Origin of the sequence: Streptomyces sp. NPDC005402 (assembly GCF_040606575.1) — a bacterium.
In the GTDB taxonomy this organism is placed as follows: Bacteria; Actinomycetota; Actinomycetes; order Streptomycetales; family Streptomycetaceae; genus Streptomyces.
The window spans coordinates 58,990-74,975 of the sequence record NZ_JBEXFB010000012.1 but is presented as its reverse complement, the minus strand read 5'-3'; the positions used below and the strand labels follow the sequence as shown (position 1 = coordinate 74,975).

The following is a 15,986-nucleotide window of genomic DNA, read 5'->3' as shown; positions in this document are numbered from 1 at the left end:
TGGTCCGCCACAGCGGCGAACAGATGCCAGGCTCATGACAGTTCATGATCCAGTCAAGGGTGCCTCACGGATACGTAAACGCCGGTGCCGACTGCCCAAGTGGGCGTCGGCACCGGCGAGGTGAAGGAGGGTCAGCCGACCAGGTGGTCGGCCATCTCCTCGGTGATGCTGGACTCCGTGCCGGGGATGCCGAGGTCGGAGGCGCGCTTGTCGGCCATGGCCAGCAGACGGCGGATACGGCCGGCGACGGCGTCCTTGGTCAGCGGCGGGTCGGCCAGCGCGCCCAGTTCCTCCAGGGAGGCCTGCTTGTGCTCCATGCGCAGCCGCCCCGCGGCGGCGAGGTGCTCGGGCACGTCGTCGGCGAGGATCTCCAGGGCCCGCTGCACCCGTGCTCCGGCGGCGACGGCCGCGCGCGCGGAGCGGCGGAGGTTGGCGTCGTCGAAGTTGGCGAGCCGGTTGGCCGTGGCCCGCACCTCGCGGCGCATCCGGCGCTCCTCCCAGGCGAGCACCGACTCGTGGGCGCCCAGCCGGGTGAGCAGGGCGCCGATCGCGTCACCGTCACGGACGACCACCCGGTCCACACCGCGGACCTCACGGGCCTTGGCGGCGATCGACAGGCGGCGGGCGGCGCCGACCAGCGCGAGCGCGGCCTCCGGACCCGGGCAGGTCACCTCCAGGGAGGAGGAACGTCCGGGCTCGGTGAGCGAGCCGTGCGCCAGGAAGGCCCCGCGCCAGGCGGCCTCCGCGTCACAGGTGGCACCGGAGACGACCTGCGGCGGCAGTCCCCGGATCGGGCGGCCCCGTCCATCGACCAGGCCGGTCTGCCGGGCCAGCTGGTCACCGCCGGCGACGACCCGGACCACGTAACGCGAACCGCGGCGCAGCCCGCCCGGTGCCATCACGATCAGTTCGGAGCTGTGGCCGAAGATCTCCAGAATGTCCCGCTTGAGGCGGCGCGCCGCCATCGCGGTGTCCAGCTCCGCCTCGATCACAATGCGCCCGCTCACCAGGTGGAGGCCGCCGGCGAACCGCAGGACGGCGGAGACCTCCGCCTTTCTGCAGCAGGTCCGGGTGACGGGGAGCCGGGAGATCTCGTCCTTCACCGCTGCCGTCATCGCCATGGGCCGATCCTTCCATGCATCCGAAAAATACGGTCGTACGCGGCGGCCAACAGCTCCGGGTCGTGCCTCGGGGTCCCGTCGGGCCGGGCCACCGGCGCCAGCTCGACCGCGGCGCCGAACCGCTTGGCGGCATCGGTCAGGGAATCGCGGTCGGGCACGGCGGCCTGGTCGGCCAGCACCACGTCCAGGGCGAGTTTAGGGGCGTGTCGTCCCAAAACCTCCAAATGACGCTGCGGGGAGAAGCCATCGGTTTCTCCCGGCTGCGGTGCGAGATTCAGGGAGAGTACCCGGCGCGCCTTCGTCTGGGTGAGCGCGTCCAGCAGTTCGGGCACCAGCAGGTGCGGGATGACCGAGGAGAACCAGGAGCCGGGACCGAGGACCACCCAGTCCGCGTCCCGGACGGCCTCGACCGCCTCGGGGACCGCCGGCGGGTCGTGCGGCACGACGTGCACGGACTGCACCTCGCCCGGGGTCAGGGCCACGGTCGCCTGTCCCCGTACGGTGTCCACGTCCTCGGGCCGCTCCGGGTCGTGCCCCTTGACCAGGGCCTGGAGCTCCAGGGGTACGGCGGACATGGGCAGCACGCGCCCGTGCGCGCCGAGGAGTCTGCCGACCAGGTCGAGGGCCTGGACATGGTCGCCGAGCTGCTCCCACAGGGCGACGATCAGCAGATTGCCGACCGCGTGTTCGTGCAGGTCGCCCTTGGACTGGAAGCGGTGCTGGATGACCCGGGCCCAGGTCTGGCCCCAGTCGTCGTCGCCGCACAGCGCGGCCAGCGCCTTGCGCAGGTCGCCGGGCGGCAGGACGCCCAGCTCGTCGCGCAGGCGCCCGCTGGAGCCGCCGTCGTCGGCCACGGTGACGACGGCGGTGAGGTCGCCGGTGATCCGGCGCAGGGCGGCGAGCGAGGCGGACAGGCCCATGCCGCCGCCGAGCGCGACCACCTTGGGCTGGGCGCCGCGGCGGCGCGGTTTGGCGCCGCGGGCCTCGGCGGGACGGCTCACTCGTCCCTCGGGCACCGCCCGGCGCAGCCTGCTCAGCCGGGAAGAACGTCCTGTCATTCCCGTCCCATGTCCCGGTGTACGACCACCGTCTCCACACCCTCGGCCGCGAGGCGCGCGGCGAGCTTCTCCGACGTGGCGACCGAGCGGTGCTTGCCGCCGGTGCAGCCGATCGCGATGGTCACGTACCGCTTGCCCTCACGGCGGTAGCCGGCCGCGACGAGGCGCAGCAGCTCGGCGTAGCGGTCGAGGAACTCCTTGGCGCCGGGCTGGTTGAAGATGTACGCCGACACCTCCTCGTTGAGGCCGGTGAAGGGGCGCAGCTCCGGGACCCAGTGCGGGTTGGGCAGGAACCGCATGTCCGCGACCAGGTCGGCGTCGACCGGCAGGCCGTACTTGAAGCCGAAGGACATGACCGTGGCCCTGAGCTCGGGCTCCTCCTCGCCGGCGAACTGGGCGTCCATCTTGGCGCGCAGCTCGTGCACGTTGAGGCTGGAGGTGTCGATGACCAGGTCGGCGTCGCCGCGCAGCTCGCGCAGGAGTTCGCGCTCGGCGTCGATGCCGTCGACGATGCGGCCGTCGCCCTGGAGGGGGTGCGGGCGGCGCACGGACTCGAAGCGGCGCACCAGTGCGTCGTCGGAGGACTCCAGGAAGACGATCCGCCGGGTGACGTGCTTGGCCTCCAGGTCGGCGAGGGACTCGCGGAGGTTGTCGAAGAAGCGCCGGCCGCGGACGTCGACGACCACCGCGATCCGGGCGACGTTGCCCTGGGAGCGGGCGCCGAGCTCCACCATGGTGGGGATCAGCGCGGGCGGGAGGTTGTCGACGACGAACCAGCCGAGGTCCTCCAGGCACTTCGCGGCGGTGGAGCGGCCGGCGCCGGACATGCCGGAGATGATCACCAGCTCGGGGATGGCCGCCTCCGGGACGCCGCCCGCGTCGAGGGCGGTGCCCGTGCTCACCTGCGCGTCGTCTCCGCCCTGGTCCTGTTGTTCTTGGTGCTCGTTCACATTCATGTCTCCTGCCCCCGTCGTTCGTCCGGGGCACCCGCCGTCACGGGGTCCCCACCGGAACCCGTGGTGCCGGGTTCCTCCTCATCCATGATCTCTCCAGTCGCCGTGTTCACGGCGGGCGCGGCCGGGGCCGCCTGGGCGAGGGCCACGGCGATCGTCTCGGCCGTCTTGCGGCCTATGCCGGGGACCTCGCAGATCTGGTCGATGGTGGCGGATCGTAGTTTCTTCAAGGACCCGAAATGTTTCAGCAGGGCCTGCTTGCGCGTGTCCCCGAGGCCGGGGACGTCGTCGAGGGGGCTCGACCGGAAGCGCTGGCTCCGCTTGGTGCGCTGGTAGGTGATCGCGAAGCGGTGGGCCTCGTCACGGACCCGCTGGAGAAGGTACAGGCCTTCGCTGGTGCGGGGCAGCACGACCGGGTCGTCCTCCGCCGGCAGCCAGACCTCCTCCAGGCGCTTGGCGAGGCCGCAGACGGCGATGTCGTCGATGCCGAGCTCGTCCAGCGCCCTCTTGGCGGCCGCGACCTGGGGCTGTCCGCCGTCGACGACGACGAGCTGGGGCGGGTAGGCGAACTTCTTGGGGCGGCCGTCGTCGTCCTTGAGGCCGTTCTCGGAGAGGCTTTGCGAGCCGCCGATCGGGGAGGGCTCGTTCTCGGAGTTCTGAGAGGCGTCGCTCTGGGAGGCGTCGTCCACCCACTCGCCGGTCTTCTCCTTCTCGGCCAGGTACCGCTTGAACCGGCGGGAGATGACCTCGTGCATGGACCGGACGTCGTCCTGTCCGGCGAAGCCCTTGATCTGGAAGCGGCGGTACTCGCTCTTGCGCTGGAGCCCGTCCTCGAAGACGACCATGGACGCGACCACGTCGTCGCCCTGGAGGTGCGAGATGTCGTAGCACTCGATCCGCAGGGGGGCACTGTCCAGGTCCAGGGCCTCGGCGATCTCCTCCAGGGCACGCGAGCGCGTGGTGAGGTCGGAGGCGCGCTTGGTCTTGTGGAGCACGAGTGCCTGCTGCGCGTTGCGCTGCACGGTCTCCATCAGGGCCTTCTTGTCGCCGCGCTGCGGGATGCGCAGCGAGACGCCCGAACCGCGGCGCTCGGCGAGCCACTCCTGGACCGGCTCGAACGGCTCCGGCAGGGCCGGGACGAGGACCTCCTTGGGGACCGAGTCGCCCTTCTCCTCGCCGTAGAGCTGCTGGAGGGCGTGCTCGACGAGGGCGCCGGTGGTGATCTCCTCGACCTTGTCGGTGACCCAGCCACGCTGGCCGCGCACCCGTCCGCCGCGGACGTGGAAGATCTGGACCGCGGCCTCCAGCTCGTCCTCGGCGACCGCGATCAGGTCGGCGTCGGTCGCGTCGGCGAGCACGACGGCGCTCTTCTCCATGGCCTTCTTCAGGGCCCCGATGTCGTCGCGCAGGCGGGCCGCCCGCTCGTATTCCATCTCCTCGGCCGCGTCCGTCATCTGCTTCTCCAGACGGCGGATGTAGGTGCCGGTGCGGCCGGCCATGAAGTCGCAGAACTCCTCGGCCAGATCACGGTGTTCGTCGGCGGAGACGCGGTCGACGCAGGGCGCCGAGCACTTGCCGATGTAACCGAGGAGGCAGGGGCGGCCGGTGCGGGTGGCGTTCTTGAAGACGCCGGCGGAACAGGTGCGGACGGGGAAGACACGCAGCAGGAGGTCGACGGTGTCGCGGATCGCCCACGCGTGCCCGTAGGGCCCGAAGTACCTCACGCCCTTGCGCTTGTGGCCGCGCATCACCTGCACGCGCGGGAACTCCTCGTTCATCGTCACCGCGAGGTACGGGTAACTCTTGTCGTCGCGGTACTTGACGTTGAACCGGGGGTCGAACTCCTTGATCCAGGAGTACTCCAGCTGCAGGGCCTCGACCTCCGTGGACACCACCGTCCACTCCACGGACGCGGCCGTGGTCACCATCGTGCGGGTGCGGGGGTGCAGGCTCGCCAAGTCCTGGAAGTAGTTCGCCAGGCGCTGGCGCAGGCTCTTCGCCTTTCCGACGTAGATCACCCGGCGGTGCTCGTCGCGGAACCTGTACACCCCGGGAGAGTCCGGGATCTCCCCTGGTTTGGGGCGGTAGCTGGAGGGGTCGGCCATGTCTCACACCCTACTGGCGAGGGCTGACACTCCGGCGAGCCTGTGGACAACGGCCCGGGACTGTCCGGCGAATCGTGTGCGGGCCCGAAGGAGGGGAGGGAGCTGTCTCCCGCGGGGCCCGGCCACGCGGGAGGATGGGCCGCCGGCCTCCCGGTGTGATTTCCGCCCTTCCGACCCGGCCGGGGTCGCTTCCGTGCTGCTCTCGCCGGGCCGGCCGAACGGCGGGGCGGTCGCCCGCGCCGGCGGGGCCGGCCCGGGCAGCAGGTCCTGCGGATATCGCTGCGGGATACGGATCCCCGAGCGGCTCGTACCCCAGCTCGATCGCCACCCGGTGATCCGGCCGGAGCAGCGGGCCACCGGCCGTGAGGTCACGGGGACGACGCCGTGCGGCAGATACGCGGCTCACGGCCTCCCGGACCATGTTCGGGCGGCGGCGGTTCGAGTCAGTGGCGAGACCGGCGACCGTCCCTCGGCGTCGAGCGCCGGCTCGCGGGGCCACCCCCTGAGGGCCGAACGGCATGCCGACAATCGCCCCTCCCCGCCGGGCAGGCCCTCACGCGACTCCAGGAACGTCAGCACCGCCAGGACCCTGCGCTCGACGGCGAGAGCGGCTTCGACGTGGCGGTGGAACCGGCCCGCAGTGCATCCCGCGTCATCGTCCTGATCTCCACGCACGCGCTGGAGAACTTCGAGGAACTGATCGCAAGCAGCCCGGCGCACGGGTTCCTGCCCAAGTCGGCGCTGTCGGCACAGGCGATCAGCAGGCTGGCTGGACGAGCTGCCGGACGGGGCGGGAACGCTTTCGCCACCTGAGCGGGCGGCCCGCCGACCGGCCGGGAGTACACCACCGTTCGGCGACAGGTGTTGTCGGGACTTGGTCAACACGCTTCAATGCGGGGGAACTCGGGGCCGGGAACGACGGCGTACGGATGTGAAGCCTCCCCGGCACTGCCACGGACGGCCCCGAGGCACCCTCACGAACGGCCTGACCAGCCGCCCGGACCTGTACAGAAAGGCCCTGCATGCCGCACGCCACACAGCACGCGGACGACGTGAGCGTCGCCGACGCGGAACTGGACTCGGCCCTGCGGGGCGGCCCCTTTCACGTCGCGCTGCGCGCGGCGATCGCCGCGCGGGGGCTGCCGCTCCAGCGCGTCCAGCACCATCTGTCGCGCTACGGGGTCAAGGTCGGGGTCACCAGCCTGAGTTACTGGCAGCAGGGCGCCCGGCGCCCGCAGCGTCCCGAGTCGCTGCGGGCCGTACGCGCGCTGGAGGAGATTCTCCAACTGCCGGAGGAGTCACTGATCAGGCTGCTCGCCGAGGACGACGACCGGTCGACCGCCGAGCGGCCGGCGACCCGCTCCTACCGCTCCCTGCTCGCCGCCTCGGACGTTCTCGGACAACTGCTGGGCGAGCTGGACGCGCCGCCCGACGGCGGCCTGCACACCCTCGGACACCACGAGCGGATAGACATCGGGGCGCGCCGTGAGCTGCGCAGTCGCGAGTCGCACCACATCGTGCGCGCCCACCGCGAGGGCGTCGACCGCTTCATCGCCGTCCACCACGGCGACCCGGGGTGCGTGCCGGAGCACATGACCGTGCACGCCCTGGAGAACTGCCGTACGGGACGCGTCCGTTCGCACCACGACACCGGGGTGCTCGTGGCCGAGCTGCTCCTCGACGCCCGGCTGCGGGCGGGCGACACCTTTCTGTTCCGCTACTGCGTCGAGGACGGCACGGCCGGGGTGTCGCGCGAGTACGTCCGCGGCTTCGGCTCGCCCGGCGGGCAGTACGCGCTCCAGGTCCGGTTCGACGAGGGCGCCCTGCCGCTGCGCTGCCACCGCTTCGCCCAGCACTCCCCCGCGGCGCCCCGCAGCGGCCGCCAGGAACTGTCCCTCACCGGCCACCACCACTCGGTGCACCTGGTCGAGCCGCGGGTGCGGTCGGGGGTGGTGGGGATCGGGTGGGAGTGGGAGTGAGCGGGGTGACGCGTCAGGCCGTTCACAGCACGTAAACGTTTGCGCAAGCGTTTACGTGGGCTGCGGAATGGGATACCTTCCCGGGCGTGGGCCGCCGTTCCAGTGCCCTGTGGACACCCGTTCCGGGAGGGGAACCCGATGCCGACCATGGCCGACGTGGCACGCAGCGCGGGGGTGTCCGTGGCGACCGTCTCGCACGTCCTCAACGGCACCCGGCCGGTCCTGCCCCACACCCGCCAGGCCGTGCTGGACGCCGTCGACGAACTGGGCTACACCCCCAACACCCTGGCCCGCTCCCTGGTGACCTCCCGCACCCGCTCCATCGGGCTCGCGGTGTCGGCGATCAGCAACCCGTACTTCACGGAGATCCTCCAGGGCGTCGAGGCGGGCGCGCTGGAGCACGGCTACAGCCTGCTCATCGCCGATCCGCACGACGATCCCGACCACGAGCGCAAGGTCGTCCAACTGCTGCACGAGAGGCGCGTGGACGGGATGATCGTCGCGCCCTCGGCGGACCCGCGCGAGCTCGTCTCCTACCTCGGGCGCCACCAGGTCCCGGCAGTGTTCCTCGACCGGCTCGTCACCGTCCCCGGGGGCGACCCGCAGCGCTTCGACCAGGTCTGCGCCGAGAACACCGAGCCGACGGCCCGGCTGGTCACCCATCTCGCCGGACTCGGCCACCGCCACATCGGCCTGGTGGCCGGCCTGCCCGGACTCAGCACCACCGCCGAACGGATCTCCGGATACCGACAGGGCCTGACGGCCGCCGGTCTCCCCTACGACGATCACCTCGTCGTCCACGGCGACTCCGAGTCCGCCGGAGCCGAGCGCGCCACCGCCGCGCTGCTCTCCCTCGCCTCCCCGCCCACCGCCCTCGTCACCGCCAACAACGCGATGACCATCGGCACCCTGCGCGCCCTGCGCGAGCACGGCCTTTCGGTGCCGGACGACCTCGCCCTGTGCTGCTTCGACGACTTCGCCTGGGCCGACCTGTTCTCGCCCCGGCTCACCGCGATCGCCCAGCCCAGCAGGGAGATCGGCGCGCGGGCGGTCCGTGTGCTCCTGGAACGCCTCGACATGCCGGACCGGCCCGCCCGGACCGTGCGCCTGGACTGCGCGTTCGTGCATCGCACGTCATGCGGGTGCTCCGACGCCGGGGAGGGGTCGGCGCGCCCTGCACAGCCCTCACAGGGCCTCACAGCCCTCGCAGCCGTCACACCCCTCGCAGCCCTCGCCTTCGAGAAAGGAACCGATTCGTGATCGTCGTCGCCGGTGAGGCCCTGATCGATCTGGTACCGCAGGGCACGGGCGCCCTCGCGGGTCTCAAGCCGGCGCTCGGGGGCGGCCCCTACAACACCGCCGTGGCCCTCGGCCGGCTCGGCTCCCCCACCGCCTTCTGCTCCCGCACCTCGCTCGACGCCTTCGGAGAGGCCCTGCTGGACGGGCTCCGGGAGGCGGGGGTGGACGTGTCCGCCGTGCAGCGCGGCACGGAACCCACCACGCTCGCCGTCGCCACCATCGACACCAACGGCTCGGCCGCCTACTCCTTCTACGTCGACGGCACCGCCGACCGCCGGTTCGCCGCCCCCGCCGAACTCCCCGCCGGCACGCGCGCGGTGTCCTTCGGCACCTGCTCGCTCGTCCTGGAGCCGGGGGCGAGCGCCTACGAGGAGCTGCTGCGGACCGCGGCCGCGCAGGGCGTCTTCACCGCGCTCGACCCGAACATCCGCGCCGGGCTGATCCCCGACGCGGACGCCTACCGGGCCCGCTTCAAGAGCTGGCTGCCGTCGGTGTCGCTGCTCAAGCTCTCCCAGGAGGACGCGCTGTGGCTGGGCGGGACCCCGCGCGAGTGGCTGGCCGCGGGGCCCTCGGCCGTCGTGGTCACCCAGGGCGGTGACGGGCTGACCGTTTTCACCCGGGACGGGGCGGTGCTGCCCGTGCCGGGCGAGAAGGTCGACGTCGTGGACACGATCGGCGCGGGCGACACGGTGAACGCGGCCCTGCTGCACGGCCTGGCCACCCTCGACGCGCTGTCCCCGGAGGCGCTCGCCGGCCTGGACGTCGAGGACTGGACCCGGCTGCTGCGGTTCGCGGCACGCGCGGCGGCGATCACCTGCTCACGAGCCGGGGCGCAGCCGCCGTACGCGTCCGAACTGGGCGAGCTGTAGGGGCCGTCGAACGAGCGGTGCCCCGCAGGGAGTTCCCTGCGGGGCACCGCTCGTTCGTGTCCACTCGGGATGCGACACCGGTCTCGCCGCCCGGCGACTCAGGCCTTGCGGGCCCGGGTCGTCTTCTTGGCGGGCGTGGCCTTCTTGGTGGCCTCGGCGGTCTTCCTGGTGGCCGTCGTCCTGGCTGTCGCGGTCTTCTTCGCCGCCGTGGACTTGGCGGCGACCGTCTTCTTCGCCGCGGTCTTCCTGGTGGCCGTCGTCCTGGCTGTCGCGGTCTTCTTCGCCGCCGTGGACTTGGCGGCGACCGTCTTCTTCGCCGCGGTCTTCCTGGCCGGTGCCTTGCGCGGGGCCTTCACCGCGGCCCCGTCGCTGATCCGGTCGGCGCCGAGGATCTCCCTGAGGAACTTGCCGGTGTGGCTGGCCGGAACCCCGGCGACCTCCTCCGGAGTGCCCTCGGCAACCACGAGCCCGCCGCCCGCGCCGCCCTCGGGGCCCATGTCGACGACCCAGTCGGCCGTCTTGATCACATCGAGGTTGTGCTCGATGACGATGACGGTGTTGCCCTTGTCGACCAGGCCGGAGAGGACCTTCAGCAGCTTGCTGATGTCCTCGAAGTGCAGACCGGTGGTCGGCTCGTCCAGGACGTAGACCGTACGGCCGGTGGACCGCTTCTGGAGCTCGCTGGCGAGCTTCACGCGCTGGGCCTCGCCGCCGGACAGGGTGGTCGCGGCCTGGCCGAGCCGGACGTAACCGAGGCCGACGTCCTTGAGGGTGTTGAGGTGGCGGGCGATCGCGGGGACGGCGTCGAAGAACTCCGTCGCCTCCTCGATCGGCATGTTCAGGACGTCGGCGATGGACTTGCCCTTGTAGTGGACCTCCAGGGTCTCCCGGTTGTAGCGGGCGCCGTGGCAGACCTCGCACGGGACGTAGACGTCCGGGAGGAAGTTCATCTCGATCTTGATCGTGCCGTCGCCCGCGCAGTTCTCGCAGCGGCCGCCCTTGACGTTGAAGGAGAAGCGGCCGGGCATGTAGCCGCGGACCTTCGCCTCGGTGGTCTCGGCGAACAGCTTGCGGACGTGGTCGAAGACGCCGGTGTACGTCGCCGGGTTCGACCGCGGGGTGCGGCCGATGGGCGACTGGTCGACGTGCACGACCTTGTCGACGAGGTCGTCGCCGTCCACGCGCGTGTGCCGGCCCGGGACACTCCTCGCGCCGTTGAGCTCGCGCGCCAGGTGGGTGTACAGGATGTCGTTGACCAGGGTCGACTTGCCGGAGCCCGAGACACCAGTGACCGCGGTGAACACGCCCAGCGGGAAGGACACGTCGATGTCCTGGAGGTTGTTCTCGCGGGCCCCGTGCACCGTGAGCTGCCGGGACGGATCCAGGGGGCGGCGGATGTGGGGCAGCGGGATGGCCTTCTTGCCCGACAGGTACTGGCCCGTCTCCGACTCGGCGTTGACGAGCAGCTCCTTCAGGGAGCCGCTGTGCACGACCTTGCCGCCGTGCTCGCCCGCGCCGGGGCCGATGTCGACGATCCAGTCGGCGACCTTGATGGTGTCCTCGTCGTGCTCGACGACGATGAGCGTGTTGCCCATGTCGCGCAGCCGGACCAGGGTCTCGATGAGCCGGTGGTTGTCGCGCTGGTGCAGACCGATGGACGGCTCGTCGAGGACGTACAGGACGCCGACGAGTCCGGAGCCGATCTGGGTGGCCAGGCGGATGCGCTGGGCCTCACCGCCGGAGAGGGTGCCGGCCGCGCGGTTCAGCGAGAGGTAGTCCAGGCCGACGTCGACCAGGAACTTCAGCCGCTCGTTGACCTCCTTGAGGACCCGCTCGGCGATCTTCTTGTCACGGGCGCTGAGCTTCAGCTCGCCCAGGAAGTCCGCGCAGTCGCTGATGGACATGCCGGAGACCTCGGCGATCGACTTGCCCATGACGGTGACCGCCAGGACGAGCGGCTTCAGACGGGTGCCCTCACAGGTGGGGCAGGGCACCTCGCGCATGTACCCCTCGAAGCGCTCCCGGCTGGCATCGCTCTCGGACTCGCTGTGCCGGCGCTTGACGAAGGGGACGGCCCCTTCGAACGGGGTCGTGTAGACCCGCTCGCGGCCGTACCTGTTCCGGTAGCGGACCTCGATCTGTGTCTTGTGGCCGTACAGCAGGGCCTTCTTGGCTCGCTGCGGCAGCCCCGCGAAGGGGATGTCCGTCCGGAAGCCCAGTGCGTCCGCGAGGGCGCCGATCAGGCGGCCGAAGTAGTCCTTGGTGTGCCCGTGCGACCAGGGGTGGATGGCACCCTCGTCGAGGGACTTGTCCTCGTCCGGGACGATCAGCTCCGGGTCGACCTCCATGCGCGTGCCGATGCCGGTGCACTCGGGGCAGGCGCCGAAGGGCGAGTTGAAGGAGAAGGAGCGGGGCTCCAGCTCCTCGAAGGACAGGTCGTCGTACGTGCAGTACAGATGCTCCGAGAACATCCGCTCGCGCTCGGGGTCGTCCTCGGGGAGGTCGACGAAGTCGAGCACGACCATGCCGCCGGACAGTCCGAGGGCGGTCTCCACTGAGTCGGTGAGACGGCGCTTGGCGGAGTCCTTCACCGTGAGGCGGTCGATGACCACCTCGATGGTGTGCTTCTCCTGCTTCTTCAGCGTGGGCGGGTTGGAGAGCTGGACGGTCTCGCCGTCCACCCGCGCGCGGCTGTAACCCTTGGTCTGGAGGTCCGCGAAGAGGTCGACGAACTCTCCCTTGCGCTCCCGCACCAGCGGCGAGAGCACCTGGAAGCGACTCCCCTCCGGCAGCTCCAGGACCCGGTCGACGATGGCCTGCGGCGACTGGCGCGAGATGGGCCGGCCGCACTCGGGGCAGTGCGGCTTGCCGATGCGCGCGAAGAGCAGACGCAGGTAGTCGTAGACCTCGGTGATGGTGCCGACCGTCGAGCGCGGGTTGCGCGAGGTCGACTTCTGGTCGATGGAGACCGCGGGCGAGAGACCCTCGATGAAGTCGACGTCGGGCTTGTCCATCTGGCCGAGGAACTGGCGGGCGTACGAGGAGAGCGACTCCACGTAGCGCCGCTGGCCCTCGGCGAAGATGGTGTCGAAGGCCAGGGAGGACTTGCCCGACCCTGACAGGCCCGTGAAGACGATGAGCGAGTCGCGAGGCAGGTCGAGCGAGACGTTCTTCAGGTTGTGCTCGCGCGCGCCACGGACGATGAGACGGTCGGCCACGCCGGTCCGCACCTTTCTTGGCTTGAGAGGAGTGACAGGGGCGGGGCCCCCGTGCTTTCTCAGACTAGGGGGAGCCACTGACAACGCCGGTCGGATTCCCGGATGCATAACAATCCCCGGCCTTCCAGCATGCCCGACGCCGCACCCGACCATATAGCACGTGCTTTCGATTTACGGCACTGCTTCACCACCTTCACCCAAAGGTGTGGCGGGGCTAGGGTCAGCAGCATGATTGATCACGCTCATGACCTGGAGTCTGTACGTGGTGCGACCGAGCGGCTGCTGACCGCAGCCGCCAAGATGGACAACGCCGGCGTGACCGAGTCGTCACGGCTGCCGGGCTGGAGCCGTGGCCATGTCCTCGCACACCTGTCCCGCAATGCCGACGCCCTGGTGAACGTTCTGCGGGGCCGGCCCATGTACCCGTCCGCTGAGACTCGTGACGCCGACATCGAGCGCGACGCCCCGCGCCCCCTCGACGTCCAGCTCGCCGACCTCCGCGACAGCGCCGAGCGCTTCCAGGAGGTCGGGACCGCACCGGCGGACTGGTCGCGCACGGTCGAGCTGCGCAACGGGGTCACCGACTCGGCGTCCCGGGTGCCGTTCCGGCGGTGGGCCGAGGTCGAGCTGCATCACGTGGATCTGGGGATCGGATACGAGCTGGAGGATCTTCCGGACGAGTTCACGCGGCGCGAGATCGACTTCCTGACGGAGCGGTTCCGGGGCCATCCCGACGTACCCGCCCTCGTGATCGAGGAGGACGGCGGCCGCAGGATCCCGACGGGCGGCGAAGGGGAGCCCCCGCTCGTCGTCAGCGGCCGCCGGGCCGACCTGCTCGGCTGGCTCGCCGGCCGCCGCGACGGCTCGGCACTGACGGTCCACGGAGGGACTCTCCCCTCGCTGCCCCCGCTATAGGCTGCCGCCATGACGTACAGCGGACAGGTGACGGTCGGCGGGCCCGCCGACGTGCACGAGCTCAAGGACCTGATGATCACCAAGATCGCGGTCGGCCCGATGAACAACAACGCCTATCTGCTGCGCTGCCGGGCCACCGACGAGCAACTGCTGATCGACGCCGCCAATGAAGCGGACACCCTGCTGGGCATGATCGGTGACGACGGCATCGCGTCCGTCGTCACCACGCATCAGCACGGCGACCACTGGCAGGCGCTCGCGGCCGTCGTCGCGGCCACGCGCGCGCGTACGTACGCCGGCCGGGACGACGCCGACGGCATCCCCGTACCCACCGACGTACCGGTCGACGACGGCGACGTCATCCGGGTGGGGCAGGTCGAGCTGACCGCGCGCCACCTGGTCGGTCACACCCCCGGCTCGATCGCCCTCGTCTACGACGACCCGCACGGGCATCCCCATGTGTTCACCGGGGACTGCCTGTTCCCGGGGGGGCCTGGTCGGACAACACTTCCGGAAGAGTTCAACTCTCTGATGGGCGGCCTGGAGACCAAGCTGTTCGACGTCCTGCCCGACGAAACGTGGATCTACCCCGGCCACGGCAACGACACCACCCTCGGCACGGAGCGGCCCCACCTCGCGGAGTGGCGCGCACGAGGCTGGTAACCGTCCGACGACGTCCGCCCCCCCGTTTCGAAACCGAAGCGGGGACGGACGCGTGCAGGCCCTTCGGCGCTCGGAGAGCGCCATGCCCCATCGTCACCGCGTTGGCCTGTACAGGCCCTCCTGCCCTGGCGGCCGTCCGGCCACGGTCGGTCACCTCGGGCCACCCGTCGGAAGGCTCACGGGACCAGGGGAGGCGCTCCTGAGCCGCGTGGATCTCGGCGTACAGCTCGGCCGCCCGGCGCTGCGCGTCCCGGAGCTTCTGGGAAAGTCGAGGAGGTCGAACGGCTCTCCTCGGCGGGGGCATGCTCGGAGGAAGGGGTGGTGGCGCTGGCTCCGACCCCCGCTCCCGCGGCGAGTTCCTCGCGTTGACGGGGGTGACCAGGCGAGGGCGGCGCGGTGCTCCGACGTACGGCTGGGAGCCGGGTGTGCGCTCCGGCTACCCGCCCCGGGCTACTTGCCCCATGCCTCGCTAGGCAGCCCCAACGCGCTGGGATGCGAGGGCTTGTCAGCAGTGGTGATGGGTTGCGGCGCGCGGGAGGTGCCGCCCCAAGGCTGCTGGCCATGTCGCACGGCGGCGAGAACTGGGGAGGGGCAGGGTGGGGGCAGCTTGGTCACGCCAGCGGATCTACGGGGCGCACTCGCTCAGGAGGCGTTCCACGTGAGGCTCACCTTCAACTGGGCCGACGCGCCGGCCGCTGAGACGAACGCACCCGCCTGGGCGCTCAGCTCGACGCCGAACTCCACCACGAGCTCATCTGGTTTGTGCACGAATTCCTCCACTTGTGTGGCCACGCTTCGGCTCACCGCACGGATGACACCCATCGCCGACTCGAATGTTCCCTCGGCCCGCGCCATCACGGCGGATGCCGAGGCTCCACGGGTGACAACAGGGCTTTCTGCTTGCTGGTCAGAAACTCTGACCAGCACCGTACCGCCGTCCTGTAGCACGAACTCTGCAAGGGTCATAGCATCGTAATAACACGAACTGCTATGGCTAGCCAGTTAGTTGACCGTTCTCCCATTTGCCGGCCTTGCAGCATGTGGTCGGAGCAGGGTCGGCGGGAGCGTGACATGCGGGGGGCAAGTCACCCGAGGAGCAGAACCATGCCACTCGCGATAGAAATCCTACTCGTCATTGTCGGCATTCTCCTTCTGGCGCTTGCGCTGATCGGCAGCGGAATCTCCCGGCGCCTGATGACTATACCCAGAATGCATAAATGGCCCCGTATAGTCATAGCCGTCCTCGGCGTCGTGATGATCGTCGGCGGAGGATGGCTGTTGATGACCTCTGACGAGAAGGATGGCCCCTCCTATGCGGACCTCAAAGATCACATACCCAGTACGTTGACAAGCTGGATGACGTGCGAGAAGCACAGTGAGGCACCCGAGGGAGCAGTCGAGGCGAAGTGCACATCGAGCGACGGCGCGCAAACCGTCTATTACTCGCTGTTCTCGGGCGTCAACCCCATGCAGGCGTTTTACGCGAAGAGCGTCACCTTGGAAGAACTTACCGAATCCGAGTGCAGCAGTGTGGAGGATTTTCAAACGGGCGGCAAGTCTTCGTATGGCAACGACGAATTCCCCGTGCTGGGCGACGTGGCGTGCCAGGTAGGCAACGACGAAAGTCTTTGGATGACCTACACGGACCGGCGATTCAACATCGTCGTCGAGGCAAACCACGCAAAGCGAGAAGATGTTTCCGGATTCAACGACTGGTTGAGTGACACCACACCTGTAGGGTCCGCAAACTCCACACCCGCGACACCCACCCAAACCGCAGCACAGCAGTGATCGCGTGCCACGGAA

General features: G+C 70.2%; 13 protein-coding genes. 7 read left to right on the top strand and 6 right to left on the bottom strand.

Annotated elements, in window-relative coordinates:
* Positions 1-131: 131 nt before the first annotated feature.
* From whiA to uvrC, 4 genes are read right to left on the bottom strand one after another with little or no spacing between them, the layout of a single operon-like run.
* Positions 132-1,121: a DNA-binding protein WhiA gene (whiA, locus tag ABZT02_RS23735; protein ID WP_356020304.1), complete on the bottom strand. Its 990-nt coding sequence runs from the start codon at positions 1,119-1,121 to the stop codon at positions 132-134.
* Positions 1,112-2,179 (bottom strand): uridine diphosphate-N-acetylglucosamine-binding protein YvcK, encoded by a 1,068-nt coding sequence (yvcK, locus tag ABZT02_RS23730; RefSeq protein ID WP_356020301.1) that lies wholly within the window; start codon positions 2,177-2,179, stop codon positions 1,112-1,114. The genes whiA and yvcK overlap by 10 nt, the downstream gene beginning before the upstream one ends.
* The gene (gene rapZ / locus ABZT02_RS23725) at positions 2,176-3,135 is read right to left on the bottom strand and encodes an RNase adapter RapZ (protein ID WP_356020299.1); all 960 of its coding nucleotides are present in this window, start codon (positions 3,133-3,135) and stop codon (positions 2,176-2,178) included. The genes yvcK and rapZ overlap by 4 nt, the downstream gene beginning before the upstream one ends.
* Complete coding sequence (gene uvrC / locus ABZT02_RS23720) at positions 3,132-5,237, bottom strand: excinuclease ABC subunit UvrC (RefSeq protein WP_356020296.1); 2,106 nt, start codon at positions 5,235-5,237, stop codon at positions 3,132-3,134. Before uvrC ends, rapZ begins: the two co-directional genes overlap by 4 nt.
* A gap of 618 nt (positions 5,238-5,855) precedes the next feature.
* On the opposite strand from uvrC, the gene ABZT02_RS23715 reads away from it, so the two are divergent.
* The 4 genes from ABZT02_RS23715 (at position 5,856) to ABZT02_RS23700 (ending at position 9,384) form a co-directional block, all read left to right on the top strand.
* Positions 5,856-6,050: a hypothetical protein gene (locus ABZT02_RS23715; RefSeq protein ID WP_356020293.1), complete on the top strand. Its 195-nt coding sequence runs from the start codon at positions 5,856-5,858 to the stop codon at positions 6,048-6,050.
* 209 nt (positions 6,051-6,259) lie between these two features.
* Positions 6,260-7,216, top strand: a complete 957-nt coding sequence (locus ABZT02_RS23710; RefSeq protein WP_356020291.1) for a hypothetical protein — start codon at positions 6,260-6,262, stop codon at positions 7,214-7,216.
* Between the two features lie 138 nt (positions 7,217-7,354).
* On the top strand, positions 7,355-8,476 hold the full coding sequence (locus ABZT02_RS23705) for a LacI family DNA-binding transcriptional regulator (RefSeq protein WP_356020289.1): 1,122 nt from the start codon (positions 7,355-7,357) through the stop codon (positions 8,474-8,476).
* The gene (locus tag ABZT02_RS23700) at positions 8,473-9,384 is read left to right on the top strand and encodes a carbohydrate kinase (protein ID WP_356020286.1); all 912 of its coding nucleotides are present in this window, start codon (positions 8,473-8,475) and stop codon (positions 9,382-9,384) included. Before ABZT02_RS23705 ends, ABZT02_RS23700 begins: the two co-directional genes overlap by 4 nt.
* A 98-nt stretch (positions 9,385-9,482) precedes the next feature.
* Here ABZT02_RS23700 and uvrA read toward each other — a convergent pair whose 3' ends face one another.
* A complete protein-coding gene (gene uvrA, locus ABZT02_RS23695; protein ID WP_356020284.1) occupies positions 9,483-12,602 on the bottom strand; it encodes an excinuclease ABC subunit UvrA in 3,120 nt (1,039 codons plus the stop codon).
* 228 nt (positions 12,603-12,830) lie between these two features.
* Between uvrA and ABZT02_RS23690 the strand changes: the two genes are divergently transcribed.
* Positions 12,831-13,517 (top strand): maleylpyruvate isomerase family mycothiol-dependent enzyme, encoded by a 687-nt coding sequence (locus ABZT02_RS23690; protein ID WP_356020282.1) that lies wholly within the window; start codon positions 12,831-12,833, stop codon positions 13,515-13,517.
* 9 nt (positions 13,518-13,526) lie between these two features.
* A complete protein-coding gene (locus ABZT02_RS23685) occupies positions 13,527-14,180 on the top strand; it encodes an MBL fold metallo-hydrolase (RefSeq protein WP_356020280.1) in 654 nt (217 codons plus the stop codon).
* Positions 14,181-14,822: 642 nt separating this feature from the next.
* Here ABZT02_RS23685 and ABZT02_RS23680 read toward each other — a convergent pair.
* Positions 14,823-15,146 carry a CU044_2847 family protein gene (locus tag ABZT02_RS23680; RefSeq protein ID WP_356020277.1) on the bottom strand — a complete coding sequence of 108 codons (324 nt, stop codon included), beginning with the start codon at positions 15,144-15,146 and terminating at the stop codon, positions 14,823-14,825.
* 138 nt (positions 15,147-15,284) lie between these two features.
* On the opposite strand from ABZT02_RS23680, the gene ABZT02_RS23675 reads away from it, so the two are divergent.
* The gene (locus ABZT02_RS23675; protein WP_356020275.1) at positions 15,285-15,971 is read left to right on the top strand and encodes a hypothetical protein; all 687 of its coding nucleotides are present in this window, start codon (positions 15,285-15,287) and stop codon (positions 15,969-15,971) included.
* The last annotated feature ends 15 nt before the right edge of the window (positions 15,972-15,986 follow it).